This window comes from Martinezella lusitana (genome assembly GCF_014207095.1).
In the GTDB taxonomy this organism is placed as follows: Bacteria; Pseudomonadota; Alphaproteobacteria; order Rhizobiales; family Rhizobiaceae; genus Rhizobium; species Rhizobium lusitanum_B.
Window position 1 is genome coordinate 536234 of record NZ_JACHBG010000002.1, and the last position, 18093, is coordinate 554326.

At 60.2% G+C, this 18093-nt stretch carries 17 protein-coding genes; 10 read left to right on the plus strand and 7 right to left on the minus strand.

Annotated features, from left to right (window positions below; genetic code table 11):
- Window positions 1-48: 48 nt before the first annotated feature.
- From GGD46_RS07145 to GGD46_RS07155, 3 genes are read right to left on the minus strand one after another with little or no spacing between them, the layout of a single operon-like run.
- A complete protein-coding gene (locus GGD46_RS07145) occupies window positions 49-873 on the minus strand; it encodes a transglutaminase domain-containing protein (protein ID WP_184703027.1) in 825 nt (274 codons plus the stop codon).
- A gap of 12 nt (window positions 874-885) precedes the next feature.
- Window positions 886-1827, minus strand: coding sequence for an alpha-E domain-containing protein (locus GGD46_RS07150; protein ID WP_184703028.1), 942 nt, complete (start codon window positions 1825-1827; stop codon window positions 886-888).
- 6 nt (window positions 1828-1833) lie between these two features.
- Complete coding sequence (locus GGD46_RS07155) at window positions 1834-3243, minus strand: circularly permuted type 2 ATP-grasp protein (protein WP_184703029.1); 1410 nt, start codon at window positions 3241-3243, stop codon at window positions 1834-1836.
- Window positions 3244-3621: 378 nt separating this feature from the next.
- Between GGD46_RS07155 and GGD46_RS07160 the strand changes: the two genes are divergently transcribed.
- Window positions 3622-4515: a DMT family transporter gene (locus tag GGD46_RS07160; RefSeq protein WP_184703030.1), complete on the plus strand. Its 894-nt coding sequence runs from the start codon at window positions 3622-3624 to the stop codon at window positions 4513-4515.
- A 69-nt stretch (window positions 4516-4584) separates the two neighbouring features.
- On the opposite strand, the gene GGD46_RS07165 is transcribed toward GGD46_RS07160, so the two are convergent.
- Together GGD46_RS07165 and GGD46_RS07170 are read right to left on the minus strand one after the other, a co-directional pair.
- Window positions 4585-6282: a DEAD/DEAH box helicase gene (locus GGD46_RS07165; RefSeq protein ID WP_184703031.1), complete on the minus strand. Its 1698-nt coding sequence runs from the start codon at window positions 6280-6282 to the stop codon at window positions 4585-4587.
- 321 nt (window positions 6283-6603) lie between these two features.
- A complete protein-coding gene (locus GGD46_RS07170; RefSeq protein ID WP_184703032.1) occupies window positions 6604-6927 on the minus strand; it encodes a hypothetical protein in 324 nt (107 codons plus the stop codon).
- 340 nt (window positions 6928-7267) lie between these two features.
- On the opposite strand from GGD46_RS07170, the gene GGD46_RS07175 reads away from it, so the two are divergent.
- Window positions 7268-10519 carry a response regulator gene (locus GGD46_RS07175; protein ID WP_184703033.1) on the plus strand — a complete coding sequence of 1084 codons (3252 nt, stop codon included), beginning with the start codon at window positions 7268-7270 and terminating at the stop codon, window positions 10517-10519.
- On the opposite strand, the gene mnmD is transcribed toward GGD46_RS07175, so the two are convergent.
- Window positions 10516-11250, minus strand: coding sequence for a tRNA (5-methylaminomethyl-2-thiouridine)(34)-methyltransferase MnmD (gene mnmD, locus GGD46_RS07180; protein WP_184703034.1), 735 nt, complete (start codon window positions 11248-11250; stop codon window positions 10516-10518). The genes GGD46_RS07175 and mnmD overlap by 4 nt on opposite strands.
- Here mnmD and GGD46_RS07185 point away from each other — a divergent pair.
- The 8 genes from GGD46_RS07185 to GGD46_RS07220 all read left to right on the plus strand — a co-directional run bounded on the left by GGD46_RS07185 (window position 11249) and on the right by GGD46_RS07220 (window position 16895).
- Window positions 11249-12433, plus strand: coding sequence for an NAD(P)/FAD-dependent oxidoreductase (locus tag GGD46_RS07185; RefSeq protein ID WP_184703035.1), 1185 nt, complete (start codon window positions 11249-11251; stop codon window positions 12431-12433). The two genes, mnmD and GGD46_RS07185, sit on opposite strands and share 2 nt — an antisense overlap.
- Window positions 12434-12538: 105 nt before the next feature.
- Window positions 12539-13246 carry a DUF1045 domain-containing protein gene (locus GGD46_RS07190; RefSeq protein WP_184703036.1) on the plus strand — a complete coding sequence of 236 codons (708 nt, stop codon included), beginning with the start codon at window positions 12539-12541 and terminating at the stop codon, window positions 13244-13246.
- 181 nt (window positions 13247-13427) lie between these two features.
- Window positions 13428-14351: an allantoinase PuuE gene (gene puuE / locus GGD46_RS07195; RefSeq protein WP_184703037.1), complete on the plus strand. Its 924-nt coding sequence runs from the start codon at window positions 13428-13430 to the stop codon at window positions 14349-14351.
- 1 nt (window position 14352) lies between these two features.
- Complete coding sequence (uraD, locus tag GGD46_RS07200) at window positions 14353-14850, plus strand: 2-oxo-4-hydroxy-4-carboxy-5-ureidoimidazoline decarboxylase (protein WP_184703038.1); 498 nt, start codon at window positions 14353-14355, stop codon at window positions 14848-14850.
- Between the two features lie 77 nt (window positions 14851-14927).
- Window positions 14928-15290, plus strand: coding sequence for a DUF86 domain-containing protein (locus GGD46_RS07205; protein ID WP_184703039.1), 363 nt, complete (start codon window positions 14928-14930; stop codon window positions 15288-15290).
- A 7-nt stretch (window positions 15291-15297) separates the two neighbouring features.
- Complete coding sequence (locus GGD46_RS07210; RefSeq protein WP_184703040.1) at window positions 15298-15798, plus strand: ureidoglycolate lyase; 501 nt, start codon at window positions 15298-15300, stop codon at window positions 15796-15798.
- Window positions 15795-16151 (plus strand): hydroxyisourate hydrolase, encoded by a 357-nt coding sequence (uraH, locus tag GGD46_RS07215; RefSeq protein WP_184703041.1) that lies wholly within the window; start codon window positions 15795-15797, stop codon window positions 16149-16151. Before GGD46_RS07210 ends, uraH begins: the two co-directional genes overlap by 4 nt.
- A gap of 3 nt (window positions 16152-16154) precedes the next feature.
- The gene (locus GGD46_RS07220; protein WP_184703042.1) at window positions 16155-16895 is read left to right on the plus strand and encodes a metallophosphoesterase family protein; all 741 of its coding nucleotides are present in this window, start codon (window positions 16155-16157) and stop codon (window positions 16893-16895) included.
- A 49-nt stretch (window positions 16896-16944) separates the two neighbouring features.
- Here GGD46_RS07220 and GGD46_RS07225 read toward each other — a convergent pair whose 3' ends face one another.
- On the minus strand, window positions 16945-18084 hold the full coding sequence (locus GGD46_RS07225) for an alpha-hydroxy acid oxidase (RefSeq protein WP_184703043.1): 1140 nt from the start codon (window positions 18082-18084) through the stop codon (window positions 16945-16947).
- Window positions 18085-18093: the final 9 nt, after the last annotated feature.

Consider the following 18093-nt stretch of genomic DNA (forward strand, 5'->3'; position numbering starts at 1 on the left):
GGAGCGCGAAGGTGTTCTAACGAATGTGGCAGGCCGCGCTTGCCTCCGTCAGCTCTGACTCTGGCTTTGGCTCTGCCCCTGACTTGCCACAGACACCTTGACGGTCAGGGTTTCGCCTGGTGTGCCGACCCGCATGCCGGAAACGGGCGCGGCGTCGCGATAGCACAGACCTGTCGCCAAGCGGACGTAGCGGGCGTCGGGACAGACGTCATTGGCCGGATCGAAGCCGACCCAGCCAAGGCCGGGAATATGTGCCTCAGCCCAGGCATGTGTGGCAGCCTGCTCGTTCTTGCCTTCCATCATCAGATAGCCCGAGACGTAGCGGGCCGGAATCTGCAAGGCACGGGCGGCTGCGATGAAGATATGGGCATGATCCTGGCAGACGCCGCTCTTCTTTTCGAGCGCCTGCTCGGCGGTTGTTTCGGTATCGCTGGTACCCGGCTTGTATTCCACGGATTGATGGATGGTGCTCATCAGCGCGTGCATCCTGCCAAGCTCGTTGTCGCCGGAAACACCGCGCAACAGCTCTTTCGTGAGCTTGCCGGCCTTGGTACGCGGTGTCTCGCGCAAATGCAGCCAAAGCGGGGTGAAGCCGAGATGCTGCCCCACGACGCCATTGAGATCCTGGGTTTCGACTTCCCCAGCAGCCACGATTCTCGTCGCCTCCTGCTGGCCGTCGAGTGAGACGAGCGTGATGCGATTGCCGAACTGGTCGTCATATTCGACTTCCGGACTGGCGCCCTCGACTGTCAGCTTCCAGTCGATGACAGTTTGGCCGGCGCCGCTCAAGGGTGTCAGGCGCAGCCGCTGTAGCGAGAATTGTGCCGGCTCGTCGTAGCGATATTCCGTAATATGGCTGATGGTCAGTTTCATAATGTCGCCCGCCTACTCATAGAACCGATAGCCATCGGAAATCTCCGCGCCAAGCTTGTTGTTGCGAGCGACGAAATCCTCCAGGAACTCATGCAGACCTTGGTCCATGATGCGCTTGATCGTCAGTTTTTGCAGCGACTGGCGAATGGCTTCCGCTGTGTCATGCGCCTGCAACCGCTTTTCGTATTCGGCGCCCAGATAGCCCATGTTGCTGACGATCTTGTCGTAGCAGTAGGCAAGAGAGCGCGGCATCTGGCCGTTGAGGATCAGGAAGTCCGCGATGTTGGCCGGCTTGTATTCGGGGTCGTAGGCCCATTTGTAAGCCCGATGCGCCGACACCGATCGCAGGATCGACTCCCATTGCGCATTGTCGAGCGAGGAGCCGACATGCGAGACGGAAGGCAGAAGCACATAATACTTCACGTCGAGAATGCGGGCGGTATTGTCGGCACGCTCGATGAAGGTGCCGATGCGGGCGAAATTATAAAGCTCGTTGCGCAGCATCGAGCCATGGAAGGCGCCGCGGATTAAGCCGGCGCGCTGCTTGATCACATCGATCGTCTCCGGCAGCTCGGCTGTTTTCAGCTTTTTGCCGAGGAGGGTCTTCAGTTCGATCCAACATTCGTTGGTCGCTTCCCAGGTGTCGCGGGTCAGCGCCGTGCGCACCATACGGGCATTGTTGCGGCCATATTCTATACAGGACATGACGCTCGACGGGTTGGACCGGTCACGCATCAGGTAGTCGATGGCGTCGGCGCCCGTCATCTTGTCGTGCACCTGGCCGTAGGCTTCGCGTACGCCGGCGCTCTGCAGAACGCCGTCCCAGTCGTCATCGGCGGCATCGCTGCGCGTCAGCGACATGCGCTGACCGGCATCGACGAGGCGGGCTATGTTTTCGGCGCGCTCGATGTATCGGAACATCCAGTAGAGGCCATTCGCGGTTCTTCCCAGCATGTCCGATCAGTCCTCCAGAACCCAGGTGTCTTTGGTGCCGCCGCCCTGGCTGGAGTTGACCACCAGCGAGCCCTCCTTCAACGCCACGCGGGTGAGCCCGCCGGGAATGATCCGCACCTTGTCGGAGACGAGGACATAGGGCCGCAGATCGACATGCCTGGGCGCAATGCCCTTGTTGACCAGGATCGGCACGGTCGACAGCGAAAGGGTTGGCTGCGCGATGTAGTTGTTCGGCTTGCTCTTCAGCTTCTCGGCAAAGGCCGTCCGCTCCTTCTTCGAGGCCGTCGGTCCGACGAGCATGCCGTAGCCGCCGGAGCCGTGAACTTCCTTGACGACGAGATCGGCAAGGTTGTCGAGCACATACTGCAGGCTATCCGGCTCTGAACAGCGCCATGTCGGCACATTTTCGAGGATCGGTTTGCGGCCTGTGTAGAACTCGACGATTTCAGGCATGTAGGAATAGATCGCCTTGTCGTCGGAAATGCCGGTGCCGGGCGCATTGGCGATGGTGATATTGCCGGCGCGATAGACATCCATGATGCCGGGAATGCCAAGCGCGGAATCCGGGCGGAAGGTTAGGGGATCGAGGAAGTCGTCGTCGACGCGGCGATAGAGCACGTCGATGGCCTCATAGCCGCGCGTCGTACGCATCTTCACCTTGCCGTCGATGACGCGCAGATCCGAACCTTCGACCAGCTCCACGCCCATCATGTCGGCGAGGAACGAATGCTCGTAATAAGCGGAGTTGTAGATTCCGGGTGTCAGCACCGCGACGCGCGGTTTGCCCGTACAGCCGGGAGGCGCGAGCGATGCCAGGCTCTGGCGCAGCAGGAGCGGATAGTCCTCGACGCGCTGCACCTTGTTCTGGTGAAACAGCTCGGGGAACATCTGCATCATCGTTTCCCGGTTTTCCAGCATGTAGCTGACGCCGGAAGGCGTGCGGGCGTTATCCTCGAGCACATAGAACTGGTCTTCGCCGGTGCGGACAATATCGGTGCCGACAATGTGGGTGTAGACGCCGCCCGGTGGGCGGAAGCCGATCATCTCCGGCAGGAACGCGTCGTTCTTCTCGATCAGCTCGCGTGGAATACGGCCGGCGCGAATGATTTCCTGCTTGTGGTAGATGTCGTGGAGGAAGGCGTTGAGAGCAATGACCCGCTGTTCGATGCCCTGGGCGAGCTTGCGCCATTCGCGGCCTGAAATGATGCGGGGGATGATGTCGAAGGGGATGAGCTTTTCGGAGGAGTCTGCGTGTCCGTAGACCGCGAAGGTAATTCCCGTTTTTCGGAAGATGGTTTCCGCATCTCGGGACTTGGCAATCAGGTGGCCTCTATCCTGACCGGAGTACCACTCGAAGTATTTCTCATAAGGTGCGCGCGGATCTTCATCCGCAATCATCATTTCGTTAAATGCCAAAGGCGCGGTCCCCGTGTTTTTACCCATTTGAATACAATGGTTTTTACAATGCAAGAAGTATGCGCAGTTGCCGGTGAGAATTTAGCAATGTCGAAAAGTGCCGGATTTGCAGGCAGTTAAGAATAGATAGGTCATTGCTGACTGGATACTGCTGCATTGCTCGGATCAAAATTTAAGCATCTGCTTGTTTTGCAGCCTGCGGATCTCAGGCGCGACGATGCTTCTCCGGCTGTGAAGAAAAATTGATGGATGTTGTCAGCAGATGGATTTTGACGGTTCCGCCGCCATCGGCTATCAGCCGTTTGCCCCTCCGCGCGGCAATGGGAGCAAGATCCTGCTTCCGGTATCGACGCGCCAACATATTTCGGTTCGATTTTCATGTCCCTCGATAGACTTGCACCGGCGATCTTCGTCCTTCTCTGGTCCACTGGCTGGATCGTTGCCAAGTATGCATCGCTGCATTCGGGACCGTTCACCTTTCTGATGATCCGCTACAGCCTGTCGGCGCTTGCTTTCGTGCTCGTCTGTTCCGTCACGGGCGCACGCTGGCCGCGAGACTGGTCGAGCGTCTACCGGGCCATTTACTCCGGTGTCTTCCTGCATGGCATTTATCTGGCGGGCCTCTGGTGGGCGATCGCCGAGGGCGTGCCGGCCGGCATTTCCGGCATCATCGCGGCCTTGCAGCCCCTGATGACGGCCATGGCGGCGCCGTTCCTCGTCGGCGAACGCATCCAGCCGATCCAGCGTCTTGGATTGCTGCTCGGCTTTGTCGGCATCGCGATTGCTATTTCGCCGAAGCTGCTGGCGTCGGGCACGGCCGATCTCTGGCAGTCAGCCGTCCCGCTCGTCGTCAATCTTCTGGCGATGGTATCGGTGACCTATGGAACGCTCTACCAGAAGCGCCATCTTCAAACCGGTGATCTTCGCACTATCGCAACCCTGCAATATGTCGGCGCACTAATCGTCACCGTGCCTCTGGCCTTCATATTCGAAGGCCTGCGCTTCGACGGCACGCAGACGGCGATCCTCTCGCTCCTCTGGTCTGTGTTCGGACTGTCGATGGGGGCTGTCGGCCTGCTGCTCTATCTGATCCGCCGCGGGCAGGTCTCGCGCGCGGCATCGCTGATCTACCTGATGCCGCCGGCCGTCGCCATCGAAGCGGCAATTGCGTTCGGCGAGCCGCTGACGCTGCCGATCATCATCGGTACCGTCGTCGTGGTGATCGGCGTCTATCTGACCAATCGGCGCACGGCGGATGTCGTGCCGGAATAGGCTTGAATGACGGAATAAAGAAAGGGGGCCAATCGGCCCCCTTTTATCGCGTATCAGTTTGATGACGTATCAGGCGCGCTCGCGGCGCTGGCCGCCATTGCCGGGGCCGCGGCGCTTCATGCGGCCATTGCCGCCGTTGCGCTGTTCGCCCTGGCCGTTCTGATTGCGCTCTTCATTGTGACGGCCTTGCGGGCGGCCGTGAGAATGGCGTTGTCCGCGATGACCGCCATTTTCATGTGCGGCGCTGTTGCCGTTCGAAGGATTGCCGTGATGCGGCTTGCGGGCCGGGCGGAAATCGGAGGTCGAAACGAGATCGTTGTCGGGCTCCGAACGCGGCGTCGGCTCGTTGCGGCGCTGACCACGGAAGTCGGCGTTGCGGTTGTTTTCACGCTGCGGACGATCTTCGCGGGGCCGGCGCTCCTGACGCTCGCCGGCCTGGCCGCGGGCTTCGCCGTTTTCCTTGTCGAAGAAGGGACGACGGGCCGGGCGCGCCGGACGGCCTTCGGCACGACCCTGGCCTGCGCCACGGTTCTGACCTTGACCCTGGCCACTGCGACCCTTGCCGCGAACAGGACGGCCGCGATCGGCCGGAGCTTCACCGCTGGCAACGGCGATCTCGATACCCATCAGGCGTTCGATATCACGCAGCAGGCGGATTTCATCCGGAGCGCAGAAGGCGATGGCTATGCCGTCGCGGCCGGCGCGGGCGGTACGGCCGATGCGGTGGACATAGGCGTCCGGCACTTCCGGCAGATCGAAGTTGTAGACATGCGAAACACCGGGGATGTCGATGCCACGGGCGGCGACATCGGTGGCGACGAGAACGCGGATTTCGCCGTCACGGAAGGCTTTGAGCGCGCGTTCGCGCTGACCCTGGCTCTTGTTGCCATGGATGGAGGCAGCGGCAAAGCCGACATGGTCGAGATGCTTCATCAGCTTCTCAGCGCCGTGCTTGGTGCGCAGGAAGACCATGGCGCGGCCATCCGGATTGGCGGAGATCGTTTCCTTGAGGATCTCGGTCTTATGGTTCTGGCCGGCGACGAAGTGGACATACTGCTCCACCTTGTCGGCCGCCTTGCCCGGAGGCGATACTTCGACCTTGACCGGATCGGTCAGGTAGTCGGCGGCGAGATCGGCGATCGCCTTCGGCATGGTGGCCGAGAACAGCATGGTCTGGCGCTTGGCCGGGACCATTTTCGAGATCTTGCGCAGATCGTGGATGAAGCCGAGATCGAGCATCTGGTCGGCCTCGTCGAGGACGAGATGGGTGACATGGCCGAGCGACAAAGCGCGGCGGCTGATGAGATCGAGCAGGCGGCCCGGGGTGGCGACGAGAATATCGGTGCCGCGCTCAAGCTGAAGCTGCTGCTTGTTGATTGAAGCGCCACCGACCACGAGGTTGATCCGCAAGTGCGTCTTGCGCACGAAGAGCTTGAGGTTGTCGGCGATCTGGTTCACCAGCTCGCGGGTCGGAGCGAGGATCAGCGTGCGGACGGTGCGGTTGTCCGGGCGCTTGGGGTCCTTCAACAGCATTTCGATGATCGGCAGGCCGAAGGCGGCCGTTTTGCCAGTGCCGGTTTGGGCGAGGCCGACGAGATCGCGGCCCTGCAGAACGAGCGGAATCGCCTGTGCCTGGATCGGCGTCGGAGTGGCGAAGTTGTTCTGCGACAGCGTATCGACGATCTGCTTGGAGAGACCAAGCGAGTGAAAATCGGTCAATTCAATACCTTTCGGGGGCGCCAAAGCAAAAAGGCCGGGTCGCACCATGCGGTCCGGTCTGTCTCTGGCGTCAAGAACCCCGCGTGAAGTGGGAACTTGTAAGTTGGAAATAGCTTTCCAGCGCATCTGACCGTCTTGGGTACGGTCTCATTCTCTAAGGCGCTTTTGTCCCTCTCTTGCGTACGTCTAGTCCCGCTGGGCACGCTCACGCGGCGGCCGGAAGGTGAAAGCTGAGGCGCATTTGGTCTTTTTCGCGGCTAAAGTCAAGAGGGCGGGCAAAAGCTCTTTAACAGGCAAACGAAAATGCCGCCGAGATCCGGCGGCATTCCTGGGCGTCGACGCCGGGCAAATGCAAGGTCGTGTCATGCCTTAGCGGCAGACTTCGACACGATATGGGCGGCCCCAGCCATCATGGCGCCATGCCCAGTAGCAGCTCGGATATGGGCGTACATAGACGCGTTCATAGACCGGGCCGTCATAGTAAGCAGGGTAGGAGCGGTAAGCCGGATAATAAGCGGGGTAGGCGGGCCTTACCGCTTCGGCAGCCAGAGCTCCGCCGACAACGCCGGCGGCAAGACCGCCGAAGAAGGCGCCGCGCTCGGACGCGCCGGCATTGGTGGTGGTTATGGCGCCGGCGCTGCCGAGCATGAGCGCAATCAAGCCGGTTGTCGTTAAGGTGCGAAGCACAGACATTGAAATCCCTTTCCCAAAAAAGGCCTCCCAGCCGAAAGCCGAGCCTGAAGGTGCGTGGCAAACGGGGCGAAGTCGCGGCTGAAAAATGGACTATGGCATTAAACTTTGTTCATGATGAAATAGGCAAAGCTTTTGATTTTGCTGTGAAAACCCCTGGAAGTTGTATCACTATCCCTGTGCCTGCCGGAGGGAGGGTAACGATAAGCCCCATTCCTCACTTGATGCCTGGACCATCCCCTGGCCTCCGAGTTGGGCGAACATGGTTAACATCTTTTTAAAGCGACCTATGATAGAGCGTCGTTTGATGAACCATCATGCGCGGTGAGAAGAGAGACTCTGTTTGACCCTGGACGGTGAACTGCTTGACATAGCATGCCGCCGGATAGCCAATCTGGACAGGCCTGCCTACATCAAGAACAGCGAGTTACGATACGTCGCCGTTAATGAAGCCTATGCGCGTTTTTTTGGGCACGACATCTCCGATTTCATCGGCAACCGCAGCCACGATCTCCTCAATGAAGGCGAGAGCGCCGAGAGGGAAGACAAGGAGCGTCGTGCGCTTGTCTTCGCTTCCGAAGAGATGGCGCTTTGCTTCGACCCCGCGGGGCGGCAGAGGTCGCGCATACAGATTGAGAGCTTTTCCCCTTCGGAAGATCGCGTGTACATCTTCGGCGTGTTTCTGGACGTGCCGGCGATCCACAGCGCGGTTCCTGCCTCTGAGGGTTCTCATGAGAAGATCGACCGCGCGGACTTTTTCCGCACCGTTCTCGAAGATTTGCCGGTCGCGACCTTTGTGCGCGATGCGAATCATCGGCTCGTCTACTCCAACGGTGCACACGCCGACATCACAGGGCTTGATCGCGAGGAGATGCTTGGCAAGACCGAACATGAGATGTTCGACATCGGCGCCGACGATTTCTATGCCGCGAATGAGGCCGCTCTGAGGGAAGGGCGCGGACGCGAATTCGAGAGCGAAATCGTCGACCGGCAGCAGGTACGGCGACCGGTAAAAATCCGCCTCAATCGGGCGACAACAGCCGATGGCAGTCATTACACCATCGGTTCCGTAACTGATATTTCGGCGCTGAAACAACGCGAGATGCAGATTATCGAGGCGCAGGCCCGTGCCGAGGCATTGCACCACGATCTTGACAATATCCTTCGCTCGATGCCGATCGGCGTGCTGATCCATGACAGCAACTACATTGTCGAATATGTCAACGATGCTTGGTATGAGATCTGGGATTTCTCCAAGGACGAGCGTTTCGAAGGCCGGCCCTATCGCGATCTGATCGCAAGACACTTCGCGCTGGAGCGCTTCGGCCCGGAAAACAGCCGGAGCGTCGAGGATATCTATCAGGCGCGTCTGGCTGCGTTGCGCAAGGCAGGATCGCATCTGCAGACAGAAGTGAATTTTGCCGACGGCAAATCCGTCATCATCGATGCGCGCCGAATATCCAATGGCCGGACATTGATGTCCTACACGGATATTTCCTCCACAAAGCAGCAGTCGCAGGAGATTACCGAGACACGGCTCGCGCTCGAGCGCCTCGGCGAACTGATGGCCGATGCGATGCAGGCGATGTCGCAAGGTCTGTTGATCGTGCACGACGGCACGATCATGCTGGCAAACGACACGCTGAGGCACATGCTGAAGGTGCCGGCAGAGCTTCTGGAGGTCGGCAAGAAATGGTCGGCGGCGTTTAACCATTGCGCGGCACGCGGCGATTTCGGAGACGAGGCGGAAACGGTGCGGCAGTCCTGGGGAGAAAGCATCGCTGCCGGTGAGCCGATCTATCATGTCTTCCAGGTCATGGGCGACCGCTGGATCCAGCTCGACGCGGCGATCGGCGGGCACCGCCGCTGGACCATCGTTCTGACCGACGTCACGGAAATGAAGGAGCGCGAAGCCGATCTTCAGCTTCTGCTTGCCCGCAGCAATGCAGCCGATCGCGCGAAATCCGAATTCCTGACCCATATGAGCCACGAGATCCGCACACCGATGAACGGCGTTCTCGGCATGGCGGAGCTGCTTGCAAAGACCGGTCTCGACCCACGGCAGAAGACCTTTGTGGACATCATCGTCAAATCCGCCAATGCACTTTTGACCATCATTAACGACATTCTCGATTTCTCGCGGATCGACACCGGCGAAATGCATCTGCGCAAGATGGCATTCGATCCCGTTGAGGCGATTGAAGATATTGCGGCGCTGCTGGCGGCTGCGGCATCGGAAAAGAATATCGAGCTGATCGTGCGCGCCGCTCCCGGCGTGCCGGCGGCGATACTCGGCGATGCCGGGCGCTTCCGTCAGATCGTGACCAATCTTGTCGGCAACGCGATCAAGTTCACCGAGCGCGGCCACGTGCTGGTGGAGCTCGATAGCCAGGCCGATATCGGCGACGATGTCTTGTTGATGCTGCGTGTCGAGGATACGGGCATCGGTATCCCGGAAGAAAAACTCGACAGCATCTTCGACAAATTCTCGCTGGCGGATTCGTCTTTTGCGCGGCGTCTGGACGGTTCAGGCCTGGGACTCGCGATTACGGCCGGTCTGGTCGATCTTTTCGGCGGCTCGCTCTCCGTGGAAAGCGATTGGGGCAAGGGATCGGCCTTCACGGTTCACTTGCCGATGCCGCTTGTTGCCGCGCGCGGCAGGGCGCCGGAATTGCCCGCCGATCTTAAGGGCGCGCGTATCCTGATCGTCGAGGACAATGAAATCCATCGGCACATATCGCGCGAACAGTTGGCGCTGTGGGGTTTTGACGGCCATGTCGCCGAGGATGGTGTGACGGCGCTTGCCATTCTGAACGCGGCTTTCGACATGGGCGTACCGGTCGACGCCATGGTCATCGACTACAACATGCCGGACCAAGACGGTTATCAGGTGGCCCGTGCCGTCCGTGCCGATCCCCGTTTCGATGCGCTGCCGCTGATGTTTCTAACATCGATGGGGACGATGGGGTCCGACAAGGAGTTCTCCGCCGTCAATGGCCAGGCGCATCTGATGAAGCCGGTGCGCGCCAACGTGCTGCGGAACACGATCATCGACGTGGTGCGGACCTCGCGGCGGCGAAGAGCGAACAGCCAGCAGAATGCCGATGTCCGGCATATGCCGATAAAGGTCGAAGCAGCGGCCGCCATACAGGCCGCCGAAGCCATATCCTCGAAACGTCCCGCCAACGCCATCGACGTTCTCGTCGCCGAAGACAATGAGGTGAACCAGATCGTCTTCACGCAGATCCTGCAGGCCACGAATCTGCGCTTTCTTGTCGTGGAGAACGGTCAGGAAGCCGTCGATGCCTGGCGTCAGCTACGACCGTCGCTGATCCTGATGGATGTTTCCATGCCGGTCATGAATGGTCATCAGGCAACGCGGATGATCCGCCAATTCGAGGCGCAGATGGGGCAGGGCTGGCATGTGCCCATCATCGGCGTGACGGCGCAGGCGCTTGAGGTGGATCGGGTCATGTGCATGGAGGCGGGCATGGATGACTGCCTGTCAAAGCCCATCAGCCCCGAGCTTCTCGAAGGGAAGATCCAGCGCTGGCTCGAAGATGCGGCCGTGCAGGCAGACCGTTCCAACAGCTAGGCCGATTTGACGCCGCAGAGCATTTCCCGCTTGCCGGCAAAGCCTTGCCGTCGCTCGACGGTGAACCCTGAGGCCTGCAGATTGCGGCGCACAAAACCGGCGGCGGCATAGGTGGCGAAGGTGCCGTTCGCGACCGTCTTGTCGCAGAGTGCCTGCATCAGCTCCAGCGACCACATGTCCGCATTGCGCGACGGTGCGAAACCGTCAAGATACCACGCGTCGAAGCCCGGCTGAGCGTTGGTTACGCCTTCCAGCGCGGGGCCGCAGGCGACGGTCAGGCGCGTGTGTGCGTCAAGCGTCAAGGATACAACGCCCTGTGGATCGGCGGGCCAGGCGGCGACCAGGGCCTGACGCTGGCTGTCGATTTCGGGCCAGTGCGACAGGGCGCGATCGATCTCTTTGGCGCGCATAGGGTAAAGCTCGAAGGATATGAAGTGCAGTTCCGAGCCTGGGGTTGCCTGCTGCTGCCACTGGCGCCATGTCTCGCAGAAATTCAGGCCGGTGCCGAAGCCAAGCTCACCGATGAGGAAATGCGGCTGCTGCTCCCAACGTGCGGGCAGTCCATTGCCGGCGAGAAAGACATGGCCGCATTCCAACCTTCCATCGGTCTGGCAATAAAAATGGTCGCCAAAGGCCGGCGAATAGGGCATATCGCCGTCGCGCCATTCGAGCTCCGGGCTTGCCGCATTGGTTTCGGACGCGTCAGTCCGATTTGAAACTGGATCTGTCATGGAAAGAGCCGATAATCCTCCGCGACCTGCCGGTCAATCGTCCGTCGATCTGCTGATCGTCGGTGGCGGCATCATGGGCTTGTGGGCGGCGGTTCATGCCGAACGTCTCGGTATTCAAGCGCTGCTGGCCGATTCCGGCGCGTTCGGGCAGGGTTCCAGCGGCGGGCTCCTCGGGGCGCTGATGCCGCATATGCCGGACAGGTGGTCGGAGAAGAAGCAGTTTCAGTTCGATGCACTGGTGTCCCTGGAGGAAGAGATTGCGGCGCTGGAAGCGGCGACGGGTCTTTCCGCAGCCTACAGGCGCGCAGGCCGTTTGATCCCGCTGCCGAAGCCGCATCTGCGACAGATCGCGCTCGGTCATCAGCGGGATGCCGCAACCCACTGGCATCAGGGCGGCCACGAGTTTCACTGGCAAGTGCTTGATGCCGCGCCAGCTTCAGACTGGATCGATCCCGCCGCTGGCGAGAGCGGCTTCGTTCTCGATACGCTGGCGGCGCGCGTCGCCCCGCGCGCCTTGCTGGCCGTACTGCAGAGGTTTCTTGCCTCAGCCAGGCATGTGCGACTTGTCGAAGGCCTGAATATCGATCGTATCGATCCTGACAGGGGTATCGCGACTGCAAGTGGCGGCGATATCCGTTTCGGCCGCTGCATTCTGTCTGCCGGTTACAGATCCTTTCCAATGCTGGACGAACTGACACGTGATCGAAAGTCGGCGCTAGGACAACCGGTCAAGGGGCAGGCCGCGCTGCTGAAGGCGAATGTCGACGATACGCTTCCGGTCATCTTTCGCGACGGTCTCTACATCGTTCCGCATGAGGGTGGCCTTGTTGCTGTCGGCAGCACCAGCGAGAACCGCTTCGAGGATCCGCTGTCCACCGACAGTCAGCTCGACGATCTGCTGGTCGCAGCCCGTGCGATGGCGCCGGTTTTGGCTGGAGCGGAGGTGATCGAGCGCTGGGCCGGCCTGCGACCAAAGGCCATAGGCCGGGATCCGATGGTGGGCGCGCACCCCGATCATCCGTCGCTGATCGCTCTGACGGGCGGCTTCAAGGTGAGCTTCGGATTGGCGCATCGGCTGGCCGAAACAGCCGTCTGCGAGGCCGCGGATGTGGCCTGTCGCTTCAACTTGCCACAGAGTTTCACCCTCGCAAGTCATATTGCAGTCGTATCACATAAAACGTGAATATACGCCCCTTCGGGTCGTCAATCTGTCACGCAAATCACCTATCTCCTTGGCCGTCGGGACCCGGCTTGGTCAGCCGGTCGACTGTGATCTGGAGGAGATCTTATGCGCTATGCCATTTGCTTCACGCCGTCTGCGAGCGATCCGCTGACGCTCGTGGCCGCAAATTGGTTGGGTCGCAACGTCTATTCCGGCGAGATGGTCGATCCGCCGGCTATCCGCGGGCTCGGGATCCACGAAATAGCCTTTTATACCGCCGTCCCCCGTCGCTACGGTTTCATGGGTCTGCTGAAGGCACCCTTCAGATTGGCCGAGGAGATGTCCGAAGCGGCTTTGCTGCGTGATCTCATGCGTTTTTCCGGCTCGGCGGCACCGTTCGAGATTCCGCGGCTGGAAGTTGCGCGGCTTGGCGGCGCGCTGGGTCTCGTCCCGTCTGCGCCAAGCCAGCAAATGCACTTTCTTGCGGCGTCTCTGGTGCAGGCTTTCGATCTCTATCGCGCGCCGCTCACGGAGGCGGAAATCGAACGCATCGATCCCGATGGTCTGTCTGCCACGCAGTTCGCCAATCTCCATCGCTGGGGCCATCCGCATGTGATGGACGAGTTCCGCTTCCAGATGATGCTGACCGGCACCGTCAGCCCCGGCGACATACAGCGGATGGAACAGGCGCTGCGCGATTTTTTCGAGCCTTCGCTTGTGGCACCCATTCCGATCTCCAATATTGCGCTGATGGTGGAAGAAGGGTCCGGCGGCCCTTTCCGGGTCCATTCTCTCCATCCGATGGGCAAGGTGAGCGCGCGCAAGATTGCCTAGGCAGGCGGCAACCTTATCCTATAGCATCGGCCCGAAAATCGGAATCGATTTTCGGAAAGCCTGATGTGTAGGTTCAAGGCGCTCTAGTGGCTTGCCATTGAAGAGAAAGTGATTTTCCCACATTCCATCTCGACTTTCGTGGGATGGGTGCTACCGTTCCCTCACTAGAAAAGGTGGCTCAATGTCGGAAAATTACGCGCGCAATCTCATCGGCTACGGCCGCAACACACCCGATCCGAAATGGCCGGGCGACGCCCGCGTCGCGGTGCAGTTCGTGATCAACTATGAAGAGGGCGGCGAAAGCTGCATTCTTGATGGCGATGCGGGCTCGGAGAACCTGCTGTCCGAGATCGTTGGCGCCGCATCCTGGCCGAACCAGCGTAACCTCAACATGGAATCCATCTACGAGTATGGTTCACGCGCCGGTTTCTGGCGCTTGTGGCGCTTGTTCACCGAACTCAAGGTGCAGGCGACGGTCTATGGCGTGACGCTTGCCATGGCGCGTAACCCGGAAGCGGTTGCCGCGATGAAGGAAGCCGGATGGGAAATCGCCAGTCACGGCTATCGTTGGCTGGAATACAAGGATTTCTCCGAGGATCTGGAGCGCAAACACATCCAGGAGGCGGTGCGTCTGCACACCGAGATCACAGGCGAGCGCCCTTACGGCATGTATCAGGGTAAGCCGTCCGACAATACGCTGCGGCTGGTCATGGAGGAGGGCGGCTTCCTCTATTCCTCCGATTCCTACGCGGACGATCTGCCCTTCTGGGTCGATGGTCTGAGCGGCAAGCCGTTCCTGATCATCCCATATACGCTCGAAACCAACGACATGCGCTTTGCGACGCCGCAGGGGTTTAATTCCGGCGACCAATTCTTCACCTATCTCAAGGACGCCTTTGACACGCTTTACGAGGAAGGCAAGGAAGGCAGCCCGAAGATGATGTCGATCGGCCTGCATTGCCGCCTCGTTGGCCGTCCCGGCCGCGCTGCAGCCCTGCGGCGCTTCATGGAGTATGTGCTGAAGCACGACAAGGTCTGGATTCCCCAGCGTGTCGAGATTGCCAAGCATTGGCACCAGCATCATCTTCCGACGGGCGAGCGCTAAGATGGTGTCGCGCGATGAATTCGTGAGCCGCTTCGGCGGCGTCTTCGAACATTCTCCCTTCATCGCTGAGCGCGCTTTTCACAAAGGCGCCGTTATCGAGCCGCTGACCTCTGGTGGCGTGCATGGAGCTCTGGTCGAAGTTTTTCGCGCGGCGAGCGCTGATGAGCGGCTCGGTGTCCTGCGGGCGCACCCGGATCTGGCCGGTCGGCTGGCCATCGCCGGCGAGCTTACCGAAGACAGCCGCGAGGAACAGGCGGGGGCTGGGCTCGATCGGCTGAGCCCGGCCGAGCATGCCCGTTTCACCGAACTCAACGGCGCCTATGTGACGAAGTTCGGCTTTCCTTTCATCATTGCGGTGAAAGGTCTCGGCAAGGACGATATTCTCGCCGCCTTCGAGACGCGCATCGGCAATGATCGCGATGCGGAGTTTGCGACGGCAACCGCGCAGGTGGAGAAGATCGCGCTACTGCGCTTGCAATCCATGCTTCCGGAGAGCTGATTTGCGGCCGGCGCTTCGTCTTATCGTTCAGGCTTGCGGCTACCATTTGATAATTGGCCTGGGAGGCGCCGCGTGACATGAGCCTGAACCGGCTGATTGCCTATCTCGACCACATACAGCAGGCCGGATCCGAAATCCGTCAGTTTCTGCAAGCAGCGGACAAGGCTGCCTTCTCCAATTCGGTTGAAAAACAGCGGGCCGTCGGCATGAATCTTATGCTGATTGGCGAAGCAGCGGCCCGCATTGAGCAAGAATATCCGGAGTTTGTCGTTGACCATCCCGACTTGCCTTGGCATGTGATGCGCGACTTCAGGAATCGGATTGCGCAAGGGTATTTCGACATCGAGTCGACCGCCCTTTGGGATCTCGCCCACACATCTCTTCCTGGGTTGCTCCTGCAACTGGACTCCATTCGCCGTTGGCGAGCGGAAGGCGAATAATCATTCAATGACGCAGCATCTAGACATCAAACCTTTGACAAAGGCCGCATTCGCACCATTCGGCGATGTGATCGAGGCCGATCCGGCAACGATGCGCTTCATCAATGGCGGGACGACCGAACGCTTCCATGCGCTCTCTAGCGCCGAAGCCATCGGCGAGGGCGCGCGGGTTATCCTGAACATCTTCCGCGGCCAGCCGCGGGCCTTTCCCTTTGCGATCGAGATGATGGAGCGCCATCCGTTCGGCAGCCAGTGTTTTATCCCGCTGAATGGCAGGCCGTTTCTCGTCGTCGTCTCGCAGGATGATGACGGCAAGCCCGGCAAGCCGCAGGTTTTCCTGGCGCGCGGCGATCAGGGCGTGAATTACCGCGTCAATGCCTGGCACTATCCGCTGATGGCGCTTGGCGAGCGGAGCGATTTCCTCGTCGTCGATCGCGACGGGCCGGGAAACAATCTCGAGGAATATTTCTTCGATATTCCCTTCACCATCGGAGCGCCAGCGCTATGACCGGACTGACCACCCATGTGCTCGACACCGCTCTCGGCAAGCCGGCCGAAGGCCTCACTATCGACCTTTTCAGGATCGACGGTGAAACCCGCACCCATCTGAAGACGGTCGTCACCAATTCCGACGGGCGCGTGGATGGCGGTCCCATTCTCATCGGCGACAGTTTTGTCGCCGGTACCTATGAGCTACTGTTCCGCGCGGGCGACTATTTGCGTGCGAGCGGTGTCAAGTTGACCGAACCCGCTTTTCTCGACCTCGTGCCGATCCGTTTTGGCATTGCCGATACGACGGCGCATTATCATGTGCCGCTGCTGATTTCGCCCTATAGCTATTCCACCTATCGCGGGAGCTGAGACTTGCGGTTTGCTACCATTGCGGATGTCCACGGCAATCATCTGGCGCTCGAAGCGGTGCTGGAGGATATAAGTGCACAGGGCATTACCGACATCGTCAATCTGGGCGATTGCTTCAGCGGTCCGCTGACCTCGGGTAAGACGGCGGATATGCTGGTGGCGCTGAATGCACTGACCGTGCGCGGCAATCACGACCGGTATCTGATCGAGCAGGCGCCGGAAGCGATGCATCCGTCCGACAAGGTGGCCTATGCGCAACTGACCGAGCGCCATCTCGATTGGCTGCGCGGCTTGCCCTTTAGCGCCGTCTACCGGGACGCTGCCTATCTCTGCCATGCTACGCCAGAGACCGATAATGGTTATTGGCTGGAGTCGGTCTCGGCGGATGGTCATGTCTATCAGAAGTCGATCGAAGATATCGAGGCGCTGGCTGCGGGCATCGACTTTCCGCTGATCCTGTGTGGGCACACGCATATTCCGCGCCTCGTCAGGCTTTCCGATGGCCGCTTGATCGTCAATCCGGGCAGCGTTGGTTGCCCCGCCTATGACGACGATCTGCCCCACTATCACAAGGTGGAAGTCGGCCACCCCTTCGCCTCCTACGCCATTCTTGAAAGGCAGGGTGAGACTTGGCTGCCTGTGTTCCGACAGGTCGCCTATGATCACATGGCGATGGCAAAGCTTGCGGCTGAGAATGGGCGCGCGGAGTGGGCAAGCGGCCTGGCAACGGGCTGGCTGCGCTAGAGCCTGTCGCGCAAAAGTGCGCAGCGGTTTTGCGGCAACGACATGTGCTTTAAAGATCAGCCAGGATCGACCGATCCACAGTCTTGATATCCCTCTTGCCGCAGAGCGCCATGGAGATATCCAGCTCCTTGCGGATGATCTCCAGGGCCAGCGTCACGCCCTCCTTGCCCATGGCACCCAGGCCATAGAGGAAGGGGCGGCCGATGAAGGTGCCTTTGGCCCCAAGTGCGACAGCCTTGAGCACATCCTGGCCGGAGCGGATACCACCATCCATATGCACCTCGATCCTGTCGCCGACCGCATCGACAATCCGGGGCAGCATGCTGATGGAGGAGAGGGCGCCGTCGAGCTGCCGGCCGCCATGGTTGGAGACGATGATGGCGTCGGCACCGGAATCGACGGCGGCCCTCGCGTCCTCGACATCGAGAATGCCCTTGATGATCAGCGGGCCGCCCCATTGCTCCTTGATCCAGCGCACGTCGCTCCAGGAAAGCTTGGTGTCGAACTGCGAATGCGTCCAGTGCGCCAGCGTCGTCATGTCGGAAATATCCTTGGCATGGCCGATGATATTCCCGAAGGAATGGCGCTTGGTCTTCAACATGTTCATGCACCAGCCGGGCCGTATTGCCATCTGCCAGAGATTTTTCGCCGTCATTTTCGGCGGTGCCGAGAGCCCATTGCGGATGTCGTTGTGGCGCTGGCCGAGGATCTGGAGGTCGGCCGTCAGCACCAGCGCCGAGCATTTCGCCGCCTTGGCGCGCTGGATCAGGTTCAGGACGAAGTCGCGGTCCTTCATGACATAGAGCTGGAACCAGAAAGGCTGTTTCGTCACCGAGGCGACATCCTCGATGGAGCAGATGCTCATGGTCGAGAGCGTGAAGGGAATGCCGAATTCCTCCGCAGCACGCGCCGCCAGCATCTCGCCATCGGCATGCTGCATGCCGGTGAGGCCGGTCGGAGCCAGCGCCACCGGCATGGAAGCCTTCTGGCCGACCATGGTGGTGGCGAGCGACCGGTCGGACATGTCGACGAGGACACGCTGGCGCAGCTTGATCTCGGCGAAATCAGCCTCGTTCGCATGGTATGTCGACTCCGTCCACGAGCCGGAATCCGCATACTGGAAGAACATTTTCGGCACGCGCCGCTCGGCGAGCTTCTTCAGTTCGGCGATGGTCAGCGGCGCGGTCATGGCTCTATG